The 24481-nt window shown below is 35.7% G+C and carries 26 protein-coding genes; 3 read left to right on the top strand and 23 right to left on the bottom strand.

Going from position 1 to position 24481, the window contains the following annotated elements; all coding sequences use genetic code 11:
* Positions 1-13: 13 nt before the first annotated feature.
* The 4 genes from ASG46_RS10830 to ASG46_RS10815 are packed head-to-tail and all read right to left on the bottom strand — an operon-like array spanning position 14 to position 11250.
* Complete coding sequence (locus ASG46_RS10830) at positions 14-832, bottom strand: hypothetical protein (protein WP_056704605.1); 819 nt, start codon at positions 830-832, stop codon at positions 14-16.
* Between the two features lie 17 nt (positions 833-849).
* On the bottom strand, positions 850-3543 hold the full coding sequence (locus ASG46_RS10825; protein ID WP_056704602.1) for a DUF7359 domain-containing protein: 2694 nt from the start codon (positions 3541-3543) through the stop codon (positions 850-852).
* Between the two features lie 15 nt (positions 3544-3558).
* Positions 3559-4350, bottom strand: a complete 792-nt coding sequence (locus ASG46_RS10820) for a phage tail domain-containing protein (RefSeq protein WP_056704600.1) — start codon at positions 4348-4350, stop codon at positions 3559-3561.
* A 45-nt stretch (positions 4351-4395) separates the two neighbouring features.
* Complete coding sequence (locus ASG46_RS10815; RefSeq protein WP_056704598.1) at positions 4396-11250, bottom strand: phage tail tape measure protein; 6855 nt, start codon at positions 11248-11250, stop codon at positions 4396-4398.
* A gap of 98 nt (positions 11251-11348) precedes the next feature.
* Between ASG46_RS10815 and ASG46_RS10810 the strand changes: the two genes are divergently transcribed.
* On the top strand, positions 11349-12041 hold the full coding sequence (locus ASG46_RS10810; protein ID WP_056704596.1) for a hypothetical protein: 693 nt from the start codon (positions 11349-11351) through the stop codon (positions 12039-12041).
* A 65-nt stretch (positions 12042-12106) separates the two neighbouring features.
* Here ASG46_RS10810 and ASG46_RS10805 read toward each other — a convergent pair whose 3' ends face one another.
* The 3 genes from ASG46_RS10805 to ASG46_RS10795 are packed head-to-tail and all read right to left on the bottom strand — an operon-like array spanning position 12107 to position 13237.
* Positions 12107-12319 (bottom strand): hypothetical protein, encoded by a 213-nt coding sequence (locus ASG46_RS10805; RefSeq protein WP_056704594.1) that lies wholly within the window; start codon positions 12317-12319, stop codon positions 12107-12109.
* Positions 12316-13014 (bottom strand): BRO-N domain-containing protein, encoded by a 699-nt coding sequence (locus ASG46_RS10800; RefSeq protein ID WP_056704592.1) that lies wholly within the window; start codon positions 13012-13014, stop codon positions 12316-12318. The genes ASG46_RS10805 and ASG46_RS10800 overlap by 4 nt, the downstream gene beginning before the upstream one ends.
* Positions 13001-13237, bottom strand: a complete 237-nt coding sequence (locus ASG46_RS10795; protein ID WP_056704591.1) for a hypothetical protein — start codon at positions 13235-13237, stop codon at positions 13001-13003. Before ASG46_RS10795 ends, ASG46_RS10800 begins: the two co-directional genes overlap by 14 nt.
* Before the next feature lie 251 nt (positions 13238-13488).
* Here ASG46_RS10795 and ASG46_RS10790 point away from each other — a divergent pair, with 251 nt between their 5' ends.
* Positions 13489-13689 carry a helix-turn-helix domain-containing protein gene (locus tag ASG46_RS10790; RefSeq protein ID WP_235562237.1) on the top strand — a complete coding sequence of 67 codons (201 nt, stop codon included), beginning with the start codon at positions 13489-13491 and terminating at the stop codon, positions 13687-13689.
* Positions 13690-13737: 48 nt separating this feature from the next.
* Positions 13738-13986 carry a hypothetical protein gene (locus ASG46_RS10785; protein WP_056704588.1) on the top strand — a complete coding sequence of 83 codons (249 nt, stop codon included), beginning with the start codon at positions 13738-13740 and terminating at the stop codon, positions 13984-13986.
* Positions 13987-13997: 11 nt separating this feature from the next.
* Here ASG46_RS10785 and ASG46_RS10780 read toward each other — a convergent pair whose 3' ends face one another.
* The 16 genes from ASG46_RS10780 to ASG46_RS10700 all read right to left on the bottom strand — a co-directional run bounded on the left by ASG46_RS10780 (position 13998) and on the right by ASG46_RS10700 (position 24473).
* A complete protein-coding gene (locus ASG46_RS10780; protein WP_056704586.1) occupies positions 13998-14627 on the bottom strand; it encodes a hypothetical protein in 630 nt (209 codons plus the stop codon).
* Between the two features lie 408 nt (positions 14628-15035).
* Positions 15036-15527, bottom strand: coding sequence for a hypothetical protein (locus ASG46_RS10775; RefSeq protein WP_056704584.1), 492 nt, complete (start codon positions 15525-15527; stop codon positions 15036-15038).
* 120 nt (positions 15528-15647) lie between these two features.
* Positions 15648-16184, bottom strand: a complete 537-nt coding sequence (locus ASG46_RS10770) for a hypothetical protein (protein ID WP_056704582.1) — start codon at positions 16182-16184, stop codon at positions 15648-15650.
* A gap of 115 nt (positions 16185-16299) precedes the next feature.
* Entirely contained in the window at positions 16300-16740 is a 441-nt protein-coding gene (locus tag ASG46_RS10765; protein WP_056704581.1) for a hypothetical protein, read from the bottom strand.
* Positions 16741-16762: 22 nt separating this feature from the next.
* Positions 16763-17353: a hypothetical protein gene (locus ASG46_RS10760; protein WP_056704579.1), complete on the bottom strand. Its 591-nt coding sequence runs from the start codon at positions 17351-17353 to the stop codon at positions 16763-16765.
* A gap of 294 nt (positions 17354-17647) precedes the next feature.
* Entirely contained in the window at positions 17648-18649 is a 1002-nt protein-coding gene (locus ASG46_RS10755; protein WP_056704577.1) for a tyrosine-type recombinase/integrase, read from the bottom strand.
* A 19-nt stretch (positions 18650-18668) separates the two neighbouring features.
* Positions 18669-19091, bottom strand: a complete 423-nt coding sequence (locus tag ASG46_RS10750; protein WP_056704576.1) for a hypothetical protein — start codon at positions 19089-19091, stop codon at positions 18669-18671.
* Entirely contained in the window at positions 19091-19570 is a 480-nt protein-coding gene (locus tag ASG46_RS10745; protein ID WP_056704575.1) for a hypothetical protein, read from the bottom strand. The genes ASG46_RS10750 and ASG46_RS10745 overlap by 1 nt, the downstream gene beginning before the upstream one ends.
* Before the next feature lie 268 nt (positions 19571-19838).
* Positions 19839-19988, bottom strand: a complete 150-nt coding sequence (locus ASG46_RS10735; RefSeq protein ID WP_056704573.1) for an XkdX family protein — start codon at positions 19986-19988, stop codon at positions 19839-19841.
* Positions 19989-20261, bottom strand: coding sequence for a hypothetical protein (locus ASG46_RS10730; RefSeq protein WP_056704572.1), 273 nt, complete (start codon positions 20259-20261; stop codon positions 19989-19991).
* Positions 20262-20275: 14 nt separating this feature from the next.
* Positions 20276-21358, bottom strand: a complete 1083-nt coding sequence (locus ASG46_RS10725; RefSeq protein ID WP_056704569.1) for a hypothetical protein — start codon at positions 21356-21358, stop codon at positions 20276-20278.
* Positions 21358-21723 (bottom strand): hypothetical protein, encoded by a 366-nt coding sequence (locus tag ASG46_RS10720; RefSeq protein WP_056704566.1) that lies wholly within the window; start codon positions 21721-21723, stop codon positions 21358-21360. Before ASG46_RS10720 ends, ASG46_RS10725 begins: the two co-directional genes overlap by 1 nt.
* 50 nt (positions 21724-21773) lie before the next feature.
* Complete coding sequence (locus tag ASG46_RS10715) at positions 21774-22550, bottom strand: hypothetical protein (protein ID WP_056704564.1); 777 nt, start codon at positions 22548-22550, stop codon at positions 21774-21776.
* A 32-nt stretch (positions 22551-22582) separates the two neighbouring features.
* Positions 22583-23251, bottom strand: a complete 669-nt coding sequence (locus ASG46_RS10710) for a hypothetical protein (protein ID WP_235562233.1) — start codon at positions 23249-23251, stop codon at positions 22583-22585.
* Positions 23252-23289: 38 nt separating this feature from the next.
* Positions 23290-23814 (bottom strand): hypothetical protein, encoded by a 525-nt coding sequence (locus ASG46_RS21345; RefSeq protein WP_056704560.1) that lies wholly within the window; start codon positions 23812-23814, stop codon positions 23290-23292.
* Positions 23811-24473 (bottom strand): hypothetical protein, encoded by a 663-nt coding sequence (locus ASG46_RS10700; protein WP_056704558.1) that lies wholly within the window; start codon positions 24471-24473, stop codon positions 23811-23813. Before ASG46_RS10700 ends, ASG46_RS21345 begins: the two co-directional genes overlap by 4 nt.
* Positions 24474-24481: the final 8 nt, after the last annotated feature.

Genomic DNA, 24481 nt, shown 5'->3' with positions numbered 1-24481 from the left:
TCCTTTATGTGTATCAATCAGGCTTATACCATATCTGCCCTGTTTCTGGAGCTGCATTAGAAATGACAACTCTTTTCTTGGTAGGACTTAAACTCTCATCTTGATACCAAATATAATTTAAACTGTGGGGCTCATAAGCACTCAAAAGAATGTTGAATCCTTCATAGACTTCTGAAACACCTATATCAACCCATTCGAATCCATCCCAACGATAAACTGTTTTGATGTTCTTAACAGCGACAGTCCAACCGACCTGCGGGTTTGGGTATTCAACAATTAAATCAGAGTAGTTATTGACAGATGGGTAGTATTTCTTCTTAGTTTCTTCAACGACACGTTCATATTGTGAAGTGATTTGACGGCACCAAGTAGTTATTTCTATACAGCGTTTGATGACTCGTTCACACTCTAAAATTCTCTCGTTCATGCGAATAATGCAATCTTCTGCTTCATCAATTAATCCTTGAAGTGTCTCAACGACTGTATTACCTGAACGTTTAATCCAAATACGTGCTGCAGGGAAGAAGTGAGCACCTTCGCCAACGTATTTAACTTGCAATTCTTTTCCGTCGTTAGAGGCATTAAAAAAGACAACTCCCATCATGTAATCAACACGATAACAGTCATCTTCTAATTCACCATCTTCAATTTCTTTCCACTCAATATTGCCGCCAATTACAACAACTCTATTTTCACGATTAGGGTTTTCGGTTAAAAATATACTTCCGTTTAGAATAGAGTGGGTTTCATCATAGCTCATATATGGATCGTCATATGTATTTTTTCTTTTGTGGTACAAGACAGGGTCATTATAAAGTTTTGGGAAATCCATTCAGTATCACTCCTTTCTTATAGATTTCTGTAAGCTTCGAAATAGTACGTAACTCCTTGTTTGTTACCTTTAAACGTAGAATCAGAACCTGTCATAAATCCCATGTCTACAAGTCGGCCGTTTGTGTTGTCAGGAAGGTTGTTTATTCCTTTAAAATAGATATTTGATTCGAATATTTCCTCAACGTATCCACCGCTTGTGCTTACAATAGCTAATGCAGGATCGCTTTGAACTGTTGATTTAACTTTAACTAAGGAAGGGGTGAAGGGGAGAGGGACTGTTCTGTTTCGAGTCCCATTGCCGATATATGTGCCTACAAAACTTAATTGCTGCAGATTAGTCGACTTAATCTTTCCATTAGCATCTAATGCTGCAACACCGTTCGGCGCATCTCTATCTGTCTTTAGAATAAAATCTTGGTCAGTATACTCGCCTAATTTAGATGCGCTACCCGAAATAGATGCTGAAATTACACCTTTATCATCTCTTACAGGTATAGTGTTTGGTTCTTCATGTAAAGCAGGAGTGATCCCATTTAAAGAGTCTGCACTACCTGCAGTCTGGACAATCCATTGTTCACCATCATATAGTTCAGATTTATTAGTTGCAGGATTAATCCAAAGAGTACCAACGTCAGGATTAGAAGGCTTTTCATTCGTAGAAATCTGATACAATCCATTTACTTTTCCTTTAACCTCAACGGTACTGGAAGGCCTATACGGATTCTCACTTGGCGTTTGCGGTTGAACTATATCAGATAACAAAACACCATTTGAACTAATAGAAGTTTCAACATTTCTGTATGCTTGTACTCCAAAGGTGAAATATTTTGTTGGAACTTGTGATGTAAAGGTAGCTATTCGCTTATCATATCTGACAGAAATTCGTTGCTCCTTAGCTAACGAAGCGCCAAACAAGTAGGTATCTGAAGAAGTGTCAGGATAACAATGTACGATAAAGCCGTCAATGTTGTATTTATCTTCATCAGAGGTTGGATAAATCCAAGAGACCGAAATATCTACAGAACCATTTTCATTTACTTTGTGTGATACGGATTTCACTCCTACAATCGGAGTAGAAGGAGGAATTGAAATACGGTCATTACGTGCATTGTAATTGGTAGCAAGCCGATCATAGTCAATTTTACGAGTGTTGAACTCAGTCGAAGCCTTTTTATTTCTATAGAGCATATCTGACCATTCTTGCTCAATGCTTTTTGGTTTTTTGCCATTTGTAAGTGTCACAGAAATAGTGGAATCATCAAAATTCAAGCTCATCCCAGCTAAAGTAGCTCTATACTCAGTGCCAAATTCTTTGTTTTGAATTCTTACTATGTCACCTAAAGAAATTCTATTCCAATAGTCTTTTTCACTTACTGCATTATACAGGTTGACTATGTTTGTCTTAATGTCAATAGGGGGGGATCTTCGTTTCTCTAACTCTTCATAGCTTTTTTCATACAGTTCCGTTTCATCAAAAATGTTGTCGTTAGTCCATTCTCCTTTGTGAATAAACGGAATTAACTCGTTGAACAGCATTTCGCCCAAAAAAGCGGGCATATCTAATCGATTTTTCAAAGTAGTAATGTCACTGGTCAATGAATTAATTTTTGCTTCGCTTTGAGTAATTTCACTTTTTTTAGTATCAACCTGACTTAATTTTAAATCCCTTTGTTTGATTAAATCCTTAGTATCACCATTGGTTTCTTTAACCACTTCAATTCGATCCAAAATTTGTTGTAATTCTAAATTTTTCAGCACATATAGCTCATTTTCCTGAGTTGTCTTATTGGCTTCTATGTGTTTTTTTTCATCCAGCAGACGTTTAAATGTTTCGGACTCTTTATCCACCATTTCATTGTAGTCTAACAAGGCATGACACAGTTCATTGCTCATGTAATCACTTTTCTTAATTACAATCCTATTTTCATCACGCTGAAAAGGGCTTAAAAAGAAGCTGAAGTCATCTAAGTATCCTTGACCTGTTGGATTAACTGAATTTATCACAATGCCATCTTTTCCAGTTACGTGAAGTCTGGTAACAACATCTTCCATGCTACGAGTGTCTGTCATATCAATCATAAAGTTATGAGAAGAAATTTTAACACCTTTAAACTTTGAGATTTCATCACTTCTGTAGAATGAGACTGTGTTTTTGATGGTATCGAAAACTGGCGTTGCATCAAACGTTTCGCAGATGTTTTTTAAAAAATCATATCTTGATGTCATAGAGCTGATTGAAAATGAACGCCTTTTTTCGTTGAAGGAATTATCAATTTCGCCTACAGTCCAACTTGTTTCGTTTAAACAAACTTCGCCAATCTCTTTTAAATTCTTAGAAATGCCTTCGTACTGCATGATCTTAGATTTGTGAAGCATGTAAGGAGTTAGTTGGCAATTAATCTGAATATCATCTTTTTCTTGGCTACTGGAATCTGTAATACTGTCAATTACATAGTATTCTGTACGGTTCAAGAATGTTGCTTTGATTAGGTACCATTCCTTAATTAGCTTAGTGACGTGGTTTGTTTTAATTTCATCACCATACCTAGCTTTAAGAGGTATATTAAAAGTCAAGTCGTTAATTGCAGCATGATTCAAGTTTACAGATGCATTTGAGAAATCCACTATGTTAGCTATTTTCTTTTTATTCGTTTTGCACAATTCAAGTCTAAGTTTACCTGGCTTGAAAGTGAATTCACCTAGATTCAACGGAAGCTTCACCTCCTAGAAATATTTAAAGCGATAACTAAATCTAATCAAACAAGATCCTTCGACTTTAATTCGATTTTGCCCCTTGCCAAGCACAATAAAATTTTCATTAGACTGTTCATAGCATTCATAGCCAGAAACACTCGATTCTAAGATTTCTTTAATTGAATCAACTTTTACAATTTCATTATCCATTAATCCATCAAAAGAAAACGGACTCCTATATGAACTGAGATTTGTGATTTGAATATCTCCATTACCTATTTTTTTAATTTCCATTGAAAGAGGTATATCAAGATCACCTTTATTGTCTATTTTTAAAATATTATCTTGATGTCTTGAGGGGTCTATCCAGGGGGAGACTACCTTAACTCCGAATTTAAAAGGGAGTACCTTCATAGTTAGCCGAACGTACCCATCTTCAGAACAGTTATGAACCAAATCAATCGGATTTACAGGCATTGCATAATAGATAATATCTAAATTTGAGCTGAAGGCGAGAGGGGAGTAATCTGTAACACTTAACCAACTTGCAATTTCTCTAAGTTTCTTTTGAGTCAAATTCCTATTCTTATAGAAACCCTCTTTGATATTCTGATCTACATAGAAATTTAAAGAAACTTCGTACGGCTCATAGGCAACGCTATCAACAATGGGTTCTGACCGGCCTTTTATAAAAGTCTCGTTAACTGTCTTTCCCGCTAAAAAATTTTCCTCTTGTAATCCACCGTCAGTATTAACATTCGCTACACCCATGTCTGTAGATCTGATGTGGTTAAAGATAAAGTATTGACTTTCTCTAATCATTTAATCACCTTTTTAAACGAAGTAAGAGCCTAAAGGCTAGGCTCTTTATAAACTTCCATAATTCTGTTTGGTATAGTTAGTGATTTTCTTTATAACAGTATCAGAAAACTTATCTACTGTATTCTGGTCACCATACATATTTTCAATATGAAAATGCAATTCGCCAATATTGCCTACGTTGTTATCTGTGCTGTTTACAGAAGGCTGAGGAGCTTTGGTAAGTTTGGTGATAGCGCTAGGAATAATGCTGATAGCTGACGCAGCACTTTTAACAATATTCGCACCAGCCATCTTAACTTCGGTCGGAACTGCAGAAATCACTGAACTCAGCTTTTGTCCAGTTCCCCATTTCGGGGTAAACGACATATCATTTTGGCTGATGTCTCTTACGATTTCGACAGCTTTAAGCATATTTTCAGTGTCAGTCTTGTTAAGAACTAGCTCTTTATCATGGAGTACAGCTAATTTACCGCTACCTAAGCCAGTACCAGTGTAACCACCAGTGTCAAAAGCGGCTACCTTTTTACCTGTTGTATTTCCTTTAACGACAACTCCAAGAGCTTTTGAAGCCTCTTTAAGCTTATCAATCAAATTGTTAGAGATAGACTTACCAATTGACTCCATATTTGAATTGATGAATTTAGTGAACTCAGAAAGCTGCTTATTGATGTCACTGATCTTACCATTCATCAATTTTCCTTCTAAATCCTTGAACCCACGCTCATCGTTTACAAGATCATCATATTTTGTGTTGATTGATTTCTCATCTTTTTCAAGTTGATCCTGCAAAGCTTCTTTACGCTTGGAGTTTTCACGATCTTTGAGGAATTGATCTAAGTCAAGCTGCTCTTTTTGCATCTGTTCAGTTAGTTCTTTTACCTTCGACTTACCGAACTCTGAGTCATCTAATGCGTATTGATTTATCTGTTCTAAAAGCTTTTGAATGCTTTCCTGACGATCTTTTAAATCCTTTTGGAACTTTGCTTCATCATCTTCCTTATCGATACCGTCAATGATATCTTGAGTAGCTTTACGATGAGCTTCAAGTTCGATATCACGCATCTTTTCGTACATCTCTTTATAGATAGAGACGACTTCATCAGCAAGCGATTTGTAAATATCTTTAATACTTTTCTTGGTTTGATATAGCTCTAAGTTGAAATCCTTTTGCTTATCTTTCCAAGATGCGATCTCATCCGATATTTGCTTTTGGATCTCTGGGAATCCTTTAGCTGATTTTTTCTGTTTTTCAAGCTGTGTTATGTATTTAGCAGCTTCTTTTTGTTGCTGTTGAATCAGCTTGATTTGCTGACTATAGTACTTAACTTTATCTTTGTCTTCTTCAGTTGTTTGGATCTTAATGTCGACATTCTTAAGCTTTGATTCAGTCTTTTTGACTGACTTATCAATATTGTTAAGAATTTGATCAGTTTTAGATTGAACAATGGTAGCTTGTAGCTCATAAACTTGATCTTTGATGCTGATGAGGTCAAGTTTAGCTTGCTTTAATTCTTCACGTAATTGATCACGTTGAGCAGCGTTTAATTGCTTATTTTGCTTTAGCTCTTTGTTTATCCAACTAACCTTTTGAGATTGTATCTTTTGTTGCGCTTCAACTGCTTTACGCTGCTCATTTGTATATTTTCTAAACTGAGCACTATCATTGAGATAGCGACTGGCTTTAGATTGGTTTTGAGCAACTTTCAACTCTAAATCAGACTTACGTTTTTCAAATTCATCAAGTTTTGACTGAACGATTTCATATTGTAGGTCTTGAATTTGGTCTTTGACAGAAGATAGGTCACCTTCAAGTCCCAATAAATCAGACTTAGCTTGCGAAATAGCTTGTTGACGTTCAGCTTCAGAGCTAGACAAATCTGATCCGATTTGTTGCATATATGCTTCTGGATCAATCGCTTTACCGTTTTTCTCAATCTGCATATGAAGATGAGTACCAGTAGAACGACCAGTGCTTCCCATCTTGCCGAGAGTTTGGCCAGCTTGAACCTTTTGCCCAGCTTTGACTTTGAGTCCTTTTTGCATATGCATGTATTTGGCTACTGTGCCGTCATCTTGTTGAACAACTACCCAATAACCAGCAGATTTAGAGTATGCTGCAGTAAGGACTTTACCTGATTTTAGAGACTTGATAGGAGTACCAGATTTAGCAGCTAAATCTAAACCTTTATGAGGAGCAGATCGTAAACCTTTTTCTTGCTGACCGAAATGAGATGTTCTTCTCATTGAGTCATAGTAACCAGCAGCCGATCCACCACTAGAGGATAGTGAGCCACCCATTTGTTTAAAGTAACTGTTCACTTTCTTAACGTAATTCTGCGTTTCTTTAATAGGTGGTACGCCGCCATACTTCGTTACATTGCCAGGCCCCGCATTGTATGCGGCTAAAGCTTTTTCAATTGACCCGAATTTATCAAGCATTTGTTTAAGGTACTTAGTACCACCCATAATATTTTGATAAGGATCTTTAGAATTCTTAACTCCTAGACCTCTAGCTGTAGCAGGCATAAGTTGCATTAATCCTGTTGCGCCTGCATGTGAACGAGCATTAGGGTTAAAGTTAGATTCTTGTTTAATAACCGCAGCGATTAGCGCAGCTGGAACATTATATTTCGATGCAGCTTGATTAATAATGTTTGAATACTTACCTGAATAAGAACCGCCTGAAGCAGAATATGAAGATCTAGAAGGGGAGTAGGATGAAGAAGAATCAACTATGCCCGTTTGAGCAATGTATCCAGATTTAATTTGTTCTTTAAGTAGCTTAATCTGACTCTTAAGAAGTTTTTCTTTTCTTTCTAACGCCTTGATTTCCTTCTTAATTGAATCACGATATTTCTGACTCCATTTAGGGTAGTCGTTGGTCTTTCTATTTTGTTCTTCAATTTGCTTATTGACTCGCTCTAATGCTTCTTTATATTTGTCTGCAACATAGATTGAATCTTTCGTTGATTTTGAAGCCTTGTCAGCTGAATCCGACATTGTTTCAAAAGACGTTCCAGTTTCATTTAAAGATGCTTGAGTTAATTCTGAAAGCTTATCTAATTCTTCCAGTTGGTCAGTGATACCAGATAATTCACCAAGATCTCTTTGAGCAGCCTTAAATTGTTCAATCGCAAGCTGATCTTGCTTACCATTGGTCATTTTCAAAGAATCTTCTTTTAACTTTTCCAACTCTGCCTTTTTTCTCAATGCATCTTGAACAGTTTTAATTGCTGTGATTTCAGATTTGTAATACCCGATTTTCTTATTTAAGGCATTCGCTTGATTCAATAACTCTTGTTTTACGGAAGTTTGCATATCTGCATATGCTTTAACCTTAGCGTTTCGTAGCTTGATTACTGCATCACGATTAATTTTAACAATTCCGTTTTCTATTGAAATAGCCCCAGCTAAATCTTTTTCCTTTTGGATAAGCTTCATCGCTTCTGAAGCAGAAATAGACTTACCTTCGGCCATCTTTTCCAATAAACCATTTAGAGGGGAAACTTGATCAGCTAAATCATCGTATACATCACCTTGTAAAGCTTCCATCGCTGCAGTAGCTTGACCAGATTGTAGTAATTGATCTAATACATCTGTCGTAGCTTCAATATCACCTTTAACTTCTTTGAGCTTATCGGATAGATTTCCAACCGATTCACCTAACTCATCTACACCTTCACCATTTTCATTCCAGGTGACTTTCGCTGAATCGCCAGAATTTTTAGCCTTATCTAACGAATCCTTAAGCGTGGAGTAGGAGAGGTTCAAGTTATCGACTTTCACTTTCCCATCAGAAAACTCAGTAATAAGAGATTTCAGTGAGTCTGTTTGTTTATCAAATTCCGATCCGTTGCCATTGTTTAGTGATTTTTGGAGCGAGTCCATAATGACAGATACTTGCTGCGAAAAGCTCTTAATTTGTTCAGGACTCAATTTACTAAAGTCCATTGTGTTTAAAATATCGGTGATTGATTGTTTGATGTTTGGGTTAATATCAATTGAATTAAAGGCACTGATTACATCTAATACTGAAGCCTGAATTTCAGCATTTGCGCTTACTATTGATTGTTTCGCACGCAAGGCTTCACGTTCGTATTTGTATCCTTCTTTTACATAATCATCATTATTTGCGAAAGGGTTTTCGAAGATTCTTGTAATCCAACTTGAACCTTCTTTGTAGTTATCAGCTAAGGCTTTATTAGCTTCCATTTCTTTGTTCAAATCTTTAAGCTTTTTAATTTGATCTTCAAAATTAGAGGCTGCATTATCTTTCAGATCACGTTTATTGAAATTTGCCATCTCTTCAGTATATTTAATTGCCTCTTTTAAGGCTTCGTTGTTCTTAATGATGGCATTACCTTGAGCATCATACCCTTCAACAAGGTTAGGGAATGTTGCTGCTAACTGTTGTGAAACTGATAAGTATTCCTGTTCTTTTTCAGGCGTTAGTTGGTTGTCATCTTTAGCTTTACGAAGTTCTTTATACTTATCGATTAACCCTTGAGTAGCTTCTTTATTCGTAGTCCAAGCTTCGATAGAGGTGCTTTGTGCAGTCTCGAAATCCTCTTGAGCTTTTTTTGCATCAGAATAAGCGCTAACCAATTTCTCAACAACAAAACCCAATGCAGCAAATCCTGCAATAGGCAATGCGGCTCCAGCTAAAAACATTCCAGCAGATTTTGCTGCTTTTCCTAAAGTGGCAAAAGAAAGGGAAAGAACTCTATTTGTCGTTGCTGCTATCCCTGCACCAGTAGAGTATGTTTGCAATGTAAGAGGGAGTGCTTTAAGTGTGTTAATGATTTGAGCGCCACTTTGCATAGCCGTTGTTCTTAAAGCATTAGAAAACAGTATAGTGGCCACTGTAGCTGTTGCGAAAGCAGGAGCAAGGAAACCGATATTTTTAATTAAGCCAGTAGTCAATCCCATGAAATTTCCTAGAGCTTCTGTAGAAGCGATAAGACCATCTGAAATGAAGGCATCACTGGCGGCAACAGCGAATTCAGTAACCGTATTTTGAAGGCGGTTTATCCGTGCCTGTAAGCTATCAGCATACTTTTCTTGTTCTTTCCATGCCGAACCCATTGAGTTTGCAGAAGTGTTAGCTGCGTCTTGATAGATAGAGTAGTTATTCAATAGGGCGTTAAATCTAGATAACTGATAAATACCCGCAACACCAATCGATGTGTTTTGCTTTTGGGCATCAGACAAGCTGTCCCATTTTTCTGCTACTTCGCCAATTAACTGACTTGAAGTTTTTGCTTCACCAGCTGCCGTTTGCACAGAGATGCCGATTTGATCTAAGGCTTTAATAGAGCTTCTATTATTACCAATTCTCGCAAAAATGGTCTTTAATGAGTTACCGACTATATTTCCACTTTCACGTGTTGTGCTTCCAATGGCTGCTGTATAGCCGATTAAGTCATTCAATTCAACACCGAAGGTGGAAGCGGTACTTCCAGCTTTTCTTATCGAATTAGCCATGTCGAGCGTGGAAATTGCAAAATTGTTGTCAACTTCATTAAGTTTATCAGCGATAGAAATTGAATCTTTTGCTGATACGTTGAAATTGAGCATGGCTGCAGTAAGAGTGTTTACAGTATCTGATGCAGTTAGATCTGAAATATTCTGCAAAACTTGTGCTGTTTTGGTTAAATCGGAAAGTTCATCTGCCTGAAAACCCATTCGACCAAAACTTCCCGTAATTTCTAGAACATCTGATACTTTGTTTGATAATTCATTACTTAAATCTAATGAAGTTTGAAGGAGCTCATTGAATTTGTAATCTGGCAAATCCATGACTCTTCGGATATTTGTCATTAGAGTGTCAATTTCAACAGCTTGCTGAGTTATATTTTTTAGAGCTGTAATAGCTCCATAAAATATAGAACCTGACAGCAAATATGCTGGAATACGACTAAAAGCATCACCCAATTGTTGTCCAAATGTTGTTGCTCTTTGAGTTGAGTTTTGAATAGAGGACGAAAGCTCTCTAAACTGCATATTGAGGTCTTTTATCTTTGAGGATAATGCAGGGGTTTTAGAGGTGAGTTGAGTAACAGCAAGAAGGTACTCTTGAATCTGAGTTTTGCTACTGTTGCTAAGGTTATTTCCATACTTGCTCGTTAAGTTGTTCGCATTAAGCTGAGCTTGTCTTTGATATAGTGCAATTGTTTGCTTTAGCTCGTTATTCTTTGCAACAGCAGACGACTTGTCATCTAATGTACGAATTTTTTGCTTGAGGGAATCAATTTGGGCTGAGGATTGAGCAAGGTTGATTTTACGACCAAGGGAAGAGAGGGTGGTATCGGATAAAATACCTTGCTCACGAAGTCTTTGAAGAGAGGCGTTTAACGCATCAATATCTTTTCTTTTTTTATCGAAGTTAGTGGAAACAGTAGAGTTTTTCACGTTTCCTTTTTCATCAAGATTATATGTAAAATCCTTGTAACCATCTCGATTTTTCTGTGTAGAACCAGTAACTTTACCTTGAGCATTCATTCTCTCGGTATTTTTAACAACTTGGCCGAGTTTTTGTTGAGCACTTGCTAATTTATTAGTTTCGGTTGTTTGCTCTTTAATTTTCTCAGTTGTTCGCTGGATAATTTCTCCACTGCGTTTATGTTCCTGAGTTACCTTTGTAACATTGCCATTAAGATGTTGGGTGATTCTTGTGGTTTCTTTAACTGTGTCGTTGTAATTTTTTAAATTGGACTGATATTTGTCAAATGCAGAAGTGAACTCTTTTAGAGTCTTTAGGGTGTTGGTGTCAATGTTTGTTTTTAACTCAATGGCATTCAGTTTGGATTGTAACTGCTTAATTTGCCTGTTTAGATTTTCAGTTGTCTGTGAAGAGGTATCTGCTACGGGAGTAACAAATATTTTTAGTTGTTCGCTCAATTAATTGCTCACATCCTTTCAGTGCATACGGGAAATTGTGTTTGATTAAGCAGTTTATTACAGCTATACTTTTAACATAAGGTAAATGGGGGAACGCCATGAAGAAATCCATATTATTTATATTGGGAACTGTTGTTATCTTGTCTGGATGTGGTCAGAACAAGGTAACAGAAGAATCTTCTAATACTAAAACTGTAACGGCTAATGAAGAAACGAGTTCCGCTAATGATAGGCACAAATTAACTGAAGAAGATAGAAAGCTTATAAGGCTTATAAAAGAAGAAAAATTTGATGAGGTTATTAGCAAAACTGCTGAATTAAAGGAAGTTTTTCAAAAAGACTATTATTTTATAGCTTCTGCTTTCAAAAAAAATAAAGAGTTAAATGAAAAGAAAACAAATGTTGAAAACTATGATTCATATGCATACATTGAAGCCATGTTAGATAAGGTTAAACATTCAAATGCTCATACTGATTTAAAATACAAGCAAATCAAGAAAGATAATTTGGATAGAATTAAATCTTTAGAGAATCTTAAAAACCAAAACGCAGCAAGAGATAAGAATGAGATTGATGAATACGAAAGGAAGAAACAAATAGAGGATAGATCATTGAATCCACAAGACGTATCTATTGGAATGACGGAAGATGATGTGCTTTTGAACGGGTGGGGTAGACCAACAAAAGTTAATACAAATGTCACTAAAAATAGAACCTTAAAACAGTGGGTTTATAAAGGAAATAAATACTTGTACTTTGAAGACGGGATATTAACTTCAATTTCTAAATGAAGCCTTATTGAAAAAGCTGTGCCGTTTGTAGGAAAACACATTCAGCACAGCTGTTTTTATATTCTTTATACTTCTTCGGATTCGTTCACTTCATAGTTCAACTCATATGCCTCTAGTTTGAGAGTCTCTCCATGTCTATTCACCAGAACAATTTCAAGTATATCGTTAAATTTTGCTAAGAGACGCTCAGTAGAAATATCAGCAAGCTCTTGAGATGAAGAAGTTTGATCAACCATTGCAACTACATCTAATATGATGGGATTAACAAACTTGGTCATCTCGCTTGAGCCAGCTTTCCTCTAGTTTTGTTGTGTTTTATTGACTTAATGTCCAATGCAATAATCTTTAATAATTCAGATACAACTGATACAAAGGCAAAATTGAGAGATTGCTTATAATTCAATTCTCGTTCTTGAAGTACGTTTTCAATCTTTTTCATTATTTCAATTCGAGAATCAGAAAGTGATTTTTTCTTATCATTTCGTCTATGCTTAGAGCTTCTTTTATAATCTAATCGAATCTTATTTTCTTTGTAATATTCCACACATTCCTTATAAAGTTCATGCAGATTTTCAATTCCACAATTTCTAAAAGTCTCTTCTAACAAATCGTAGTTAAATAGTTTCTGCTCTCTGGTTGCATCCTCTGAGATATACATCCCGCTTTTGCGAATTACAGGAAGTACGTCATGAGTCACCCAACGTTTGAATTGTTTCGCTTCAGGTTTGCGACTGCTCAAGATTAATGTGTAGAGACCTGGTTCATTAACGATTGTTTTATTTGGATTCCCAATACCCTCATTTAAAATGATAGTATTCTTTTCATCATCATCAAGACGGCTCAGCGCTTGACTCGGATTGCCAATTTCTAATATGTTACATACATCCCTTGCTACAAACCAAGTTTCTTCATCTCTCATAAACGTTCTTACATTATTCCCTTTATAATCAAAAGCTCTTTCAAATTGATTCATTTTTCATTCCCCCGTTAAAATTATTCCAAGAAATACTCACGTTATGTACCTTAACAGTTCCTAGTTTTTTACCGTTCTTGTGCACAAGCAACAGTTCGTCTAGTTGGACTCTTTCTTCTGAAATAGAGTAATAGGACTCCAATATAGCTAACTCTTCCTTGTTAGAATCAACATTTTTTGAAACTTCTAACAATATTGTCCCAGTAACATTGTTAGGTGACATGGCTCTTCCTCCTCACTAATAACAATACCTTGGTAATTTTGAGCTTCTTTAAGTTTATTTTTATCACCTCTTTGTTTCGTTTAGAGACTGTTTTGTTTTGTTTCTAAACAAAGGTTACCATTATAAAAACAGACAAGTCAACAACTTTTTTATAAATTTTGTTTTATAATTAAACATTTTTTGTGTATTGGTGTATAATAAGAACACAAAAAAGAATACGGGGTGGAAAATTGAAGTTAAGACCAAATTACATGCCTTTAGAGATTACATTAGTGAAAAAAAGGAAAAAGAAGGTGGATCTTAGGAATAATGTGGATGTATCATCAGCCACTATTTCAAAGTTGTCTAGAAATGAACCTGTGTCATTGAGCTCAATAATTAAAATATGTGAGTATTTAGAGTGCGATCTTCAAGATGTGGTTGTTTTGGAGGAAGTTAAAGAAGAGTCCTAAGCAAAAGTATTGCAAGTGATGTTATAATTAGAGGAGGGGTGATACAAAATGGAGGACAAAATTTTACAAGCTATCCATGAACTTTCAAATGAGTTGAAGACAATTAAATCTGAAATTGTGGATTTCAGAGAAGATACGAATAAAGAATTCAATCAAATCAACGTTAAACTAGACAGATTGGAAGAAAACCAACCGAAAGATATCACTGCACATTTAAAACAGATTCAAAATGTAGACAACAAAACAGTCCTGCTAAATAAAAGGCTATTCGAAGTAGAAAGCCGCTTAAAAAATTAAGTCGCCCAAAATTAATGAGCGACTTTTTCTGCGTTTCGTATAGCTAATTTGAAATATCTAAACCAAGTTTCTGCTTCCTTTAAAGCTTTCTGAGCTTCAGGCGATGATTTTTTAATCGATGTTGGTAATTCAGGATCATAAACAACTCCACTGTAAAAAGCAACATCATAGAAGGGTGTATCGTAGTCTTCAAAACAAATTCTTAAATGAATATAATTGATGTAATCGCTTGTTTTACTAGAAGCACTATTACTTCCAATTATGGCGCCAATTCCGCCTCCGATTGCTCCACCTACAGTTGCCCCTAAAATCGAATCTCCTTTAGACACTTTTGATACAGTACTGCCATCTATATTAACCTCAACATCAACTATATCTTTGAAGTCATACGTTTTTATGACGGGAGTAACATTACTGTCTTTAAAGTTGTCAATTGAAATGTAGCCAATTTTTACTTTTTCACTTGTTTCATCGAAGAATATTTTGGTTGATCCGTCAGTTGAAGTATAAGCTCGGGAATAATTTTCGTCATCAATGCTATCGAGTGCTTTTTTTCTGTTATTTTGATGATCTATTGATTTCATGACTAGGAAAATGCCTACCCCGCAAAACGCTAAAAATCCAAAAATAAGCCAACCCACTCATTCCCACCACCAGTATATTTTTCCTATAGTATACCATGATAACCCAATCTAGAGGAACAGGGCAGGGGATACTCATTCTTAATCGTGAAGCTGGTGTCGTTTTAAATGACATCAGAATCTATTTCACTCTAAATATAATACAGTAGTTTAAGACGACAGTATTCGGAAAGTGAACTTTCTCACTATCATTTTAAATGAGAGTGGATTTATATACGTCCCTAATTTCAACTTAGGCAGCTGAATACCATCATTTTAAATGATAGTGGTGACCGGCATAGTGTTCCTATCATACAGATAGGGAGTCGGTTAAAACTAGCCCCTTTAATACCTGTCAAATTGACAGACATGAAGCTAACCATTTGACATAAGTTTGAGGTGAGCCCAAATATGAGAACAGGGGAGAGGTTAATCACTTTCATCTCTCTTTTTATCCATGGCTTGTTCAAGTAATTTTCTAAACGATACAAGGACAGCGAGTATATTTTTATCCCTACCTAAATATGTCTTGAAAAACATTAGTGAACATAGAGTAAAGAAGGATGCAGCTATCCTCGGATAGACTTCTCCTGAGGCACTCGGATGAACTTCTCCCGAAGTGAAAGGCAAGAATATAGCAGTTACAGCAGGTGTAGCAGCTGCTATCAAAGCGCCAATAAAGAATATAATATGTTTATCATCATAGATTTTTTCAAGACCATCAATCCTTGCTGAAGCTATTTCTAAGACTACTTCATCAAGCGATCTTAGAACATTTACTTTTTCTCTTGGACTTTCCGATTTACCTTCAATTGAAAAATGTGTATTCAAATATTTTATAAAATCCTTCTCGTTCCAATTCAACAAAGCATCTTCCATTGTTTCCCTATCGAATTTTCCCATACAATTTTCACAATTCATTCCAAATCACCTCATGGATAATATCGGAAAAAAGGGGGCGATTTTGAGTTTAATCCTCATTATATTATATTGGAATTTCCATAATAAGCATTGCTTTAATTAGAAAGGAGGGGCGAGAAGTCACTTTTCATCGTTCTTCTTTGCTGCTAAAGCCTGTTCCAACAACTCTCGAAAGGACACAAGCAGAGCAAGAACATTTTTATCTTTTTTTATGCTGTGTGTAATGAACACTGACACAGCTACTGCACATAACGAAGCGACAACAACCGCTCCTAACTTAATTTCTTTTTTATATACAGGATAATCAACTATAAAAGAATCTCCAAAGGCTATTATTGCTGGAACAACAACCACTGCAATTAAAGCCCCAACAAATGGAATGACATATTTTGTTTCGTATATTATTTCTAAAGCTTTTGTTCTAGAAATAGCATTTATCAATACAGCTTCCTCAAGAGATTGCAAGACCTTATATTTATCTTGATACTTTCTTGCTTTCTGCCCGTTAAGAGGGAAATGGAATTTTATATACGCAACAAATACACGTTTATTCATTGCTATCAAGCTGCTCTTTAAGGTGTGTTTATTAAAGTTCTTGTGATTAAATTTTTTTATTTTATAATTGTCTATTCTTTTTTGTTTCTTCTTGCCTATCATCCTTTACCACCTCAACAGAATTATCGGCAGAAGGGGAGAATTGTTAAATGATGGCATAGAAAAACCCCACGTTAAGTGAGGTTAGAGGAACTCAGTAATATTTTATTCTTCATGATTAAGCTGGTTTAAAAACCGCATCAAGATAATCTAAAGGATTTTTTATAGATTCTTTTAAATTACCCCATTTAAGCGTTTCTTTAGAAACCTTTCTCGCTTCTTTGGCTACCGCCATCTTTTTCTGGTTTTTTGCATAAACAGCATCCACTATGGTTGAGTGAACCATGAACTCTAAATAAATCGCTATGCCTGAAGAAATTTTAAAAGTAGCTAAAGCGAAAAGTAATCTCGCTTCTTTTTTTCGTCCTTCTCTATAAAAGCGATATGCCATTTTCAAGTGAATAATACTAACACTTACTGGGGTGATCAAAAAGAAAAAAACATTGTACCAATTAAATGCCACTTTTAAATTTTTCTCACGAATTTCTCGATATGCAGCATATGAGGTAGTGATATACATTAATCCCACAAAAATCAGTAATAAAACTAAGTAATCCATTTAGCTTCCTCCAAGTTAACTACTAAATCTTATTAGGCTTTTTCTTTTTTCTTTTCTTCCCGCTTTCAATTACAACTCGTTTAAGGCCTTCCTTTTTAATAGCCTCATTTCTTTTGAAGCGCGCTTCAGCAGATTCAGCATTCGATTCTTCAATATATTCAACAGCGTGTTGTTTCATAATCTGAGTAAATTGGCTTCTTCGATTGTAATTATTGTAGTCAACATAAGCAAGTATTGCCACTAAAAATCCAGCGCCAATACAAATCACCTTTAACCAAATTGCAGTATTACTTGACCAATAGTTTGAATCTCCATTAAAAAGCCCCAATAACAGAACCCCTATAATTGCACCGCTTGGTATTAGCATACCCCATTTCCGTAAAATTATTTCCGCTTTATCGTCATTTTGACGAGGATAGTAATCCAATGCAAATGGAGCAAACAATAATAGTGTAGTAATGAAAAATTGAACATAATCAATATCTTTTTTTACTGAATAACAATACCCTGCAAATAAACAAAATGCAACAACTGCACGCATTGCAAAATACATTGTCATATCTCGTTCTTTTTTTACCTTCAATTCCAATACTGGCTCTGAAACTGCACTCATCTTATCTAATCCACCTCGAACGTTTATTCATTTCAATTTTATCAACTCTAATGATAACACAAGATCATGAAAAAATTAACAATTTTAAACAGCTGATATTAAGAAAGAATAATGTCCAATTAACATACAGAAGTGGAACACAAATCTTAAGTAATGATAACGATTGAACGAAACGGAGTAAGAAATTTAAAAATATATATTTAATAATAATTGGCTCTCGTAAGACATTGCAATTTTTAACCATAAGCAAAATCCCTCAAAAGAAGGATTTTGATTCTGAATAAAAGAGGGATTTCAAGCGAAGATTTGATTCTTTTCTTCCTCAAAGTTTCTTAAGTCGTAATGCTTGATTGTAGTTGATACATCTTCATGATGAGCGATGTATTTACTAACCAATTCCAACTTGATTTTTTTAACTTCGAGAAGATAAGTAATGCAAGAGGCTTTGAATAGGTGGGGGTTGATACGTCTGCCAAGAATATCTGACAGAACATCTGAACAAAAATAATCCGCCCAGGACTCTGAAATCTGCTTAGGTTCTCCGCCGTATTGCGTTGTAAAAATATACTCATGGTCATAGCCACGCTTCTCATGCCATAACTTCATGTATTTTATAGCCTCTAAATTCACCATGTATTCCAGTACTTTTCCTTCGCCTTTACCTTTACCAAAAACTTTATGACTCATAACGTACGATTGATCTTCATTAATAGGATAATCCAATAGCTCTGTTTTAAATTGGACTAGCTCAGCTCTACGACCCCCAACATTAAACGCAGTGGCCAGCCATGCCATCCCAAGATAGTTTTCGTCTTCTTCTAGTGTGTCCATCATTAATTTGTAATCATCATATGTCACTTTAACTTTTTCATAAGTCACCGTTTTAGGTATAGCAGGGAGACCACGAGTGAAGTTTCGAAATGTTTTGTAGTTTGGATCATCTTCCGCAACTACATTTTCAAGATAATTGTTGAGGGAAGATACTGAAGCTTTTTTTAGAGCAATGCCACTTGAAGACATTCCACGATTTTTCAAGAAGCTCTGATATCGTATAAAATCTCTTTTAGTGATCTTGTATAGTTTCTTTCCGTTTAATGATGTGTGCACCCACCAGAAAAATTGACGAAGTGTAGAATGGTACTGTTTTTTAGTTTTGTCTCTGAACGAGTTGGCATCCAGAAATTCTGAAACCAGGTCTTGATGTTCCTGATCAACTTGCGACCACATATCATCAGTGACTTCAGGTAGCTTTTGCGCTCTTTTACGCAGCATGTTTTGTTCGATTTCTTTGCTCATTATTAAATTCACCGCCAGGCTATTTGATTGTCTTATAACCAGCCTTGCGAACATCTTTCATAGCAGCTTCCACTAATTCACCACTGTGTTTGAGCTTTTCAGCAGTGTTGCTCATAAAAGGACGAGGCTCACCATAGCCATAACCATATTCGTCAGGGAATTGATACCCTTCACCGGTCTCAACAATAGTCGCAACATCTCGTCCCTCATCTGTTCTTGTGTTATCTAACGAAATACCATTTGATTCATTCGCAACAACAAATGATGCCTTTAACTCACCAGTTCGGTTATATTCCACTGGACTATATGAATCATATACCACTGTTTGAACTTGCTCTTGTCCTGTTTTGACTAAGAGCTCTTTTGTATTACTGCCAGACTGCAAGGCTTTTAAAGCTGCTTTTTCAAGCATAACGGCTAATTCTTTATGATTCTTGGCCATTATGCTTCAGCAGTTAGTTTTTCAACTTTTTTCAATATTTCTTCGTTCGCTTTGTCAACAAGTGCTTCTTGAGTCGCAATCATACCTTCTGTCATAGAACGTAATTTTTCATCGATACTCTCGAAGCTTTCCTTTGGAAAAGAATCGTTGATTATTTTATAGTATGGGGACTTAACCAATTCAATCATTAAGTTAACTTTAGAAGTGATGCCTTGTGGTATATTAGCGACATCACTGAAGGTGAGGATTGTATAAATATTTAAAAGATCAACGAAATTAAGCTTGTGTTTAATCTTTTTATTCGACTCAATTTCAGCTACATCTTCTAGAGCCATTTTAATCATTTGTGTAATCTTAACTGGATCAAAGTTGGGGTAGATGTGAACATGGAACTTATCATCTAACTGCACTTTGACTTTCTCATCGTACTTTTTATTCCCATCCTTAATATGATCTAGCGTTAATTTTTGTGTTGTCATCATATCTCTCCTTATGATTAAAATAAAAACACCTCAAATAGGGGAGAGGTGTTAGCGTTTTTTGAAAAACATTTTATGTTTTATTGAATATAAAGTTATAGCGAGTTTTAAAATTATTGCTGTATATAGACACATAGGATACAAAAAGAAAAGCCATCTTACCTTTCCGCAAAAGGACTCTTTCCAGAATCCCTTTAAAAGTAAAATGTCCTCAGATACATCAAAAAGTCTCAATGGCAATCCTCCTTTTTTCAATAAAATTCTTATTTTATTGTGGTGGAGTATACTGCTCCCCAGTAATTTGTTCATATTGTTCAGGCGTAATTCTTCCAACAGCAACTGTGTTATACACCATCTCTTTAGTCCACAATCCATCATCGTAAAATCCTTTGATTGCTTTATACCAATCGATTGCCATCTAAATTCCTCCCATCGCAATAAAATAGTAAAGTTCAGATAACTGTTGTTTAACCATGCTTATTTCAGATGGCTCAGGTTCGACTTTAAAAGAATCCATGTATTCTTGAGTAGCTGATTCTTTCCATGTCTTTTCTTCGGGATAAAATTTACCTAAATATAGTGATTGGGGAGGTGCGATATCTGTGCTCATTTCTGGCAAAACTTCTCCTTCAAAGTAATCAGATTGTCTTAAGTAAATAAAGTTTTCATCATAGTAAAATATTGTTTTCATAGATGTGACCCTCTTTATGATAGTGGTATAGTTTCATTTAAGGACACTCTTTCAACTTTGCTATCATCCTTAGAAAACAAACCAGAATAGATTAAGTCTCCTGTTGTCGTTAGTGTCATTCGTGCTTGCCCATAAGAACCTACAGTAACACCTGTAAAATCAATGTTTTGAACAGGGAAATAAGATAACTTGGCAATTGTTGCACCGAGCGGAGCGGTGAATGTTCCCTGTATCTCTAAAGTTTTAGAAACAGGAATGTATCTGTGTCTTAGTGGGTATTGCGGGTTTGTAGTCCCGACTACTAAAGTAGTATTAACCCAAACCACATTAAGGTCATTAGAGGATACAAGCTTGTTCCAAGTTGAATTTACATTTTGTAGCCTCGTGAAAAGCCATGTTTCATTATTTTTCAATGAGATTGCCAAGATAGTCTTATTGGAGTTGTCCTTAGAATTGATTAAGAAGAGGAAGGGATCTGTTGCAGAAGGGGCATTAGTTAAACTTTGACCTGTGTAAACTCCAGGGGGGAGAGTCAATACATCAGTTCCGTTTGCAAGATTTTGAGCTTTCCCGTCATCTTGAGTCAACTTGAATTTTTGTGCAGCATCCAAAGTTGTCGCTAACATGTCTATCAAACTTTCATAACCGTTCCATTTGTCTTTCTCACCTGGCTGAGTATGTAAGTTTGTTTTCAGTTCATGCTCATCTGTGTATTCTTTAGAATTTACTAAAGCCAAATCAGCTTTCTCTTGAGAACCTTCAATGGTTTCTTTTTTATTCCATTGTTCTTTTTGATCTTGATCAACATGGATATCAGAGTCGTTTTGATGTTTATTAAACTCTGTCTTGCTGGCTTGTTCGATGTTCAATACATCACCAAGTCCAACTTGCTCTTTTGTGACAGCATGAGGGTTTTTAGTGTCATGCTTATGAGTTTCTAAGTCACTTTTAATTTCCAACTTAAATGAATCATTATCACTTTTGAAGATTTCAACATCACGCTTCATGGAATCTTCACTGGTTAAAAAGAGGTCTTTGAGGTTAGCAATTTGCTTCTCTAGCCTTTTGTACAACCCTCTTACTAATGAATCAAGCATTATGTCGAAGCCTCCCCAAACACAGAGACATCTCCATCAGTCACATCTTCTAATTTAATAAATACTTTTTTGAAAGGGGAAATCGGGAATTCCCAAGCCTCGTTAATTCCTTCTGTTCCAGTTGCTATTCGGTAATCACTTAACTGAGTACCTCCTAATTCAATTTCCTGATCATCATTCGTCAATCCCACAAACGAAATTTTTCTTGAAGTAGATGTCCCAGTGATGCTGATGGCTAATTTTTGGTAGTGTTTAACTTCTAATGATTCACCGTCAGAAGGGGAGACTGACTTCTCATGAAAAACAAATGATGTACGATCAGGAATTACTACAATAGGAGCTGTATCTTCTGCTATAATAATCACTCCTTAATAAAAAGAGGAGGGGAGACCTCCTCAGTTAATCAAAAATCTACTTATTCTCCGTCTACTGGAGGAGTTGTTTGATCGTCTTTTACGATACCTTTAGATCCATCAGCATTTCTTTTCACACGTGAAAACTTACCGATTTTTCCATTTTCATCCGCCAAAGCTCGGTATCCGATTTCTGGAGTATAAGCTTGACCTGCTTCCAGTGAAATATCAGCTTCTCCAGAGAAATTGACTTTAGGTAATTGAATATATAGATCACTGTAAACTTTAGATGTCTTAGGATCGTACTCAATTGTATGGATTTCAAATTCATAGTTCTCAGAGAATTTTTCACCACTGATTTCCACAGTTTCAGCATCTACTTCAATTTGATAGAACACTGTGATTACAGCTTCTTTTTTAGCAAATTGCTCAGGGACTGCAACTTCAGTAGAAGTTGTTGAGACATTCAAATGTTCGCCGTCTTCATTTGTAAGAGTAACTTCAGAAATCGGAATATAGCTTAATTTAACGGTATTAGTTTCAGAGACAGTTAAATTTTCATCTTCCCATACAGAAATGGCCTCATTTTCAATTTTAACTCCTTGTTGCATTGCCATGAAATCAAGATCAAAGAATGCGTTTCTGACGTTACCTGAAACCTCTTTGCTTGAGTTAATTACGTATAAGTCTCTATTGCCCCAGCCACCCTTTAAAAAGTCCTGCTGAACTTGTTGTGTGAACTGAGTCATTTGTGTCACAGAGCTACCGATAACTTTCTTATCGCTAATTCTGCGAACAGTGATTTTTCCAACTTCATGGATTACTGTTTGTTTGCTCAAAAGTTTTCCTCCTAATAAAAAAAGAGACTTTATCAGTCTCCAAATAGTTTTTCTAAATTTTTTGCTTCTTTTGCGTTGAGATGATATGAATCTTCTTTATAAAGATCAATTGATTTACTCCAGTCGTTAATCTTAGCTTCAGAAGAAACCGTTGCGAATAACGTTGTGGTATTGTAATTCATAATCTCTGCCATTCTGTAGAAGCTTAGTTGCAATTGATAAACAGTCATGTCAGCTATTTCGCTGTATGTGTACCCATTAAAGGCAGCCACGCAACTAACAATATCTTTAAGGTCATTTTGACTGTCTTGCCGCTTTAACATTTTGGCCAAATCGTCAAATTCTTGTATTTCTTCATTGGTTGATATCTTCTCTTCGGATAGACAATGCATATCAAGCACCAGTTTTCTTAAACTGTTAAAATTGTTTGGGTTAATTTCAGATAATCTTTCTTTATCAACAAATATCTTCTCGAAAACTTTATGATAGGCCTCACTAAAATCAGGAAGGATATGATTTACAATATTAAATAAGCTGCTACGCTTAAGCTCTATAATTAGCTCATTCAAGTTCTCAGCTTCGTTTAATTTTTCATACTCTCTAACGATTTCTTTTTTCGACATCTTAATAGCATTTAAATAATGCACATAATTAGGATAATCTCTCAGCTTGATAAATGATATTTCACCAATTTCGGTCATCACCGAATCTCCCAAAAAGAAAAAATCCTTGTTGCTAATCATTTAGAAGCTCCAAACGTGAAAATCAGTTTGTATCCAAGATGGCCATCAGGCGGATTAGGAATAAGCAATCTCTTGTATGTAATCATTGATCCGAAGCCAGTTATGTTCTTTTCGAATAAAAGGTTGCAAATCCTATCAGATATCTTTGTGTTCCTGAATTCAGTTTCCTCAAATGTGTCTATATGTGTGTAAACGTCGATCATAATGTCTTGGTTTAGGAGTTTATAGCTTTCATTTGGGCTTTTGGGGATTCCAGAGCCTAAATATATACATACTCTACAGATTGGTTGAGAGTTAAGATCATCTGTTTTAGGTGCACGTTTAAACAAATTAGAATAGATAGGTGGGAGAGTGAGACCTCTATCTTCTTCGATAGCAGGTTCATAATAGTTATCCAAACTTTGGACATCAGGAAGATCGGGTGAAAGGGGATCATCTTTATAATAGAGGAGCCGATTAACATCTCTGTCATTCATTATTTCTCTAAAAATGTCCGTTATATGTTGTACCATCATACTCATTTGTTATCACTGACTTTCTTTTTTGCGATGAGTTTAATGGTGCCCACACCATCAATTACTTTTGAATAATCAATATCGTGAACAATATACTCTTCTGAATAAAATTGCGTTTTTAACCCAATTTTTAACTGAGGATTAGTAGAGTAGGGGAGAGTGATGTGAGCTTGACCATCAGGAAGATTGATCGGTTGATCAGAGCTGTTAACTGAAACAGTTCTCTCAAATACACAAGGGATTTCAATACTTTCACCAGGAACAAGTTTTTTAATCGGCTGCCCAGTGATTTCATTTATTTTGCCCGTGTCAACCTGTATGTCACCTGTCGATAGTTTGATTGAGCTGTTGCATTGTTTCATAGTTGCGCTATCATTCATTTTATTATCAGTTGGTCGAGAATTAACCAGCCAATAAGAACTGTCGTACAAGATAAGATCGCCACGATTCAACAACCCCAAAACTGTTATAACTTTTTTAACTTCACTATCTTGAGTTGTTTGGATAATAACATCAACAGGCTTATCGTTTAATAAAACACTATAAGTTTCTGGAGAGTTTGCTAATATCTCTTTGAATATCTCATATTTATTTGCAGAAAACTCTTCGTTCTCCCATCCACTCAAATAGTTTGAAGAAGAACTCAAATACCAATCTTTAGACATTTAAGCAC

Source organism: Bacillus sp. Leaf49, from assembly GCF_001426125.1.
In the GTDB taxonomy this organism is placed as follows: Bacteria; Bacillota; Bacilli; order Bacillales; family Bacillaceae; genus Bacillus; species Bacillus altitudinis.
Note: the sequence above shows the minus strand (reverse complement) of the source record. Positions and strands in the feature narration are given on the sequence as shown.

Coding starts and splice junctions, on each gene's coding strand:
- ASG46_RS10830 (WP_056704605.1), bottom strand. CDS start 832: ATGGATTTCCCAAAACTTTATAATGACCCTGTCTTGTACCACAAAAGA.
- ASG46_RS10820 (WP_056704600.1), bottom strand. CDS start 4,350: ATGATTAGAGAAAGTCAATACTTTATCTTTAACCACATCAGATCTACA.
- ASG46_RS10810 (WP_056704596.1), top strand. CDS start 11,349: ATGAAGAAATCCATATTATTTATATTGGGAACTGTTGTTATCTTGTCT.
- ASG46_RS10805 (WP_056704594.1), bottom strand. CDS start 12,319: ATGACCAAGTTTGTTAATCCCATCATATTAGATGTAGTTGCAATGGTT.
- ASG46_RS10800 (WP_056704592.1), bottom strand. CDS start 13,014: ATGAATCAATTTGAAAGAGCTTTTGATTATAAAGGGAATAATGTAAGA.
- ASG46_RS10795 (WP_056704591.1), bottom strand. CDS start 13,237: ATGTCACCTAACAATGTTACTGGGACAATATTGTTAGAAGTTTCAAAA.
- ASG46_RS10790 (WP_235562237.1), top strand. CDS start 13,489: ATGCCTTTAGAGATTACATTAGTGAAAAAAAGGAAAAAGAAGGTGGAT.
- ASG46_RS10785 (WP_056704588.1), top strand. CDS start 13,738: ATGGAGGACAAAATTTTACAAGCTATCCATGAACTTTCAAATGAGTTG.
- ASG46_RS10775 (WP_056704584.1), bottom strand. CDS start 15,527: ATGAATTGTGAAAATTGTATGGGAAAATTCGATAGGGAAACAATGGAA.
- ASG46_RS10770 (WP_056704582.1), bottom strand. CDS start 16,184: ATGATAGGCAAGAAGAAACAAAAAAGAATAGACAATTATAAAATAAAA.
- ASG46_RS10765 (WP_056704581.1), bottom strand. CDS start 16,740: ATGGATTACTTAGTTTTATTACTGATTTTTGTGGGATTAATGTATATC.
- ASG46_RS10760 (WP_056704579.1), bottom strand. CDS start 17,353: ATGAGTGCAGTTTCAGAGCCAGTATTGGAATTGAAGGTAAAAAAAGAA.
- ASG46_RS10755 (WP_056704577.1), bottom strand. CDS start 18,649: ATGAGCAAAGAAATCGAACAAAACATGCTGCGTAAAAGAGCGCAAAAG.
- ASG46_RS10750 (WP_056704576.1), bottom strand. CDS start 19,091: ATGGCCAAGAATCATAAAGAATTAGCCGTTATGCTTGAAAAAGCAGCT.
- ASG46_RS10745 (WP_056704575.1), bottom strand. CDS start 19,570: ATGACAACACAAAAATTAACGCTAGATCATATTAAGGATGGGAATAAA.
- ASG46_RS10735 (WP_056704573.1), bottom strand. CDS start 19,988: ATGGCAATCGATTGGTATAAAGCAATCAAAGGATTTTACGATGATGGA.
- ASG46_RS10730 (WP_056704572.1), bottom strand. CDS start 20,261: ATGAAAACAATATTTTACTATGATGAAAACTTTATTTACTTAAGACAA.
- ASG46_RS10725 (WP_056704569.1), bottom strand. CDS start 21,358: ATGCTTGATTCATTAGTAAGAGGGTTGTACAAAAGGCTAGAGAAGCAA.
- ASG46_RS10710 (WP_235562233.1), bottom strand. CDS start 23,251: ATGACCGAAATTGGTGAAATATCATTTATCAAGCTGAGAGATTATCCT.
- ASG46_RS21345 (WP_056704560.1), bottom strand. CDS start 23,814: ATGAGTATGATGGTACAACATATAACGGACATTTTTAGAGAAATAATG.
- ASG46_RS10700 (WP_056704558.1), bottom strand. CDS start 24,473: ATGTCTAAAGATTGGTATTTGAGTTCTTCTTCAAACTATTTGAGTGGA.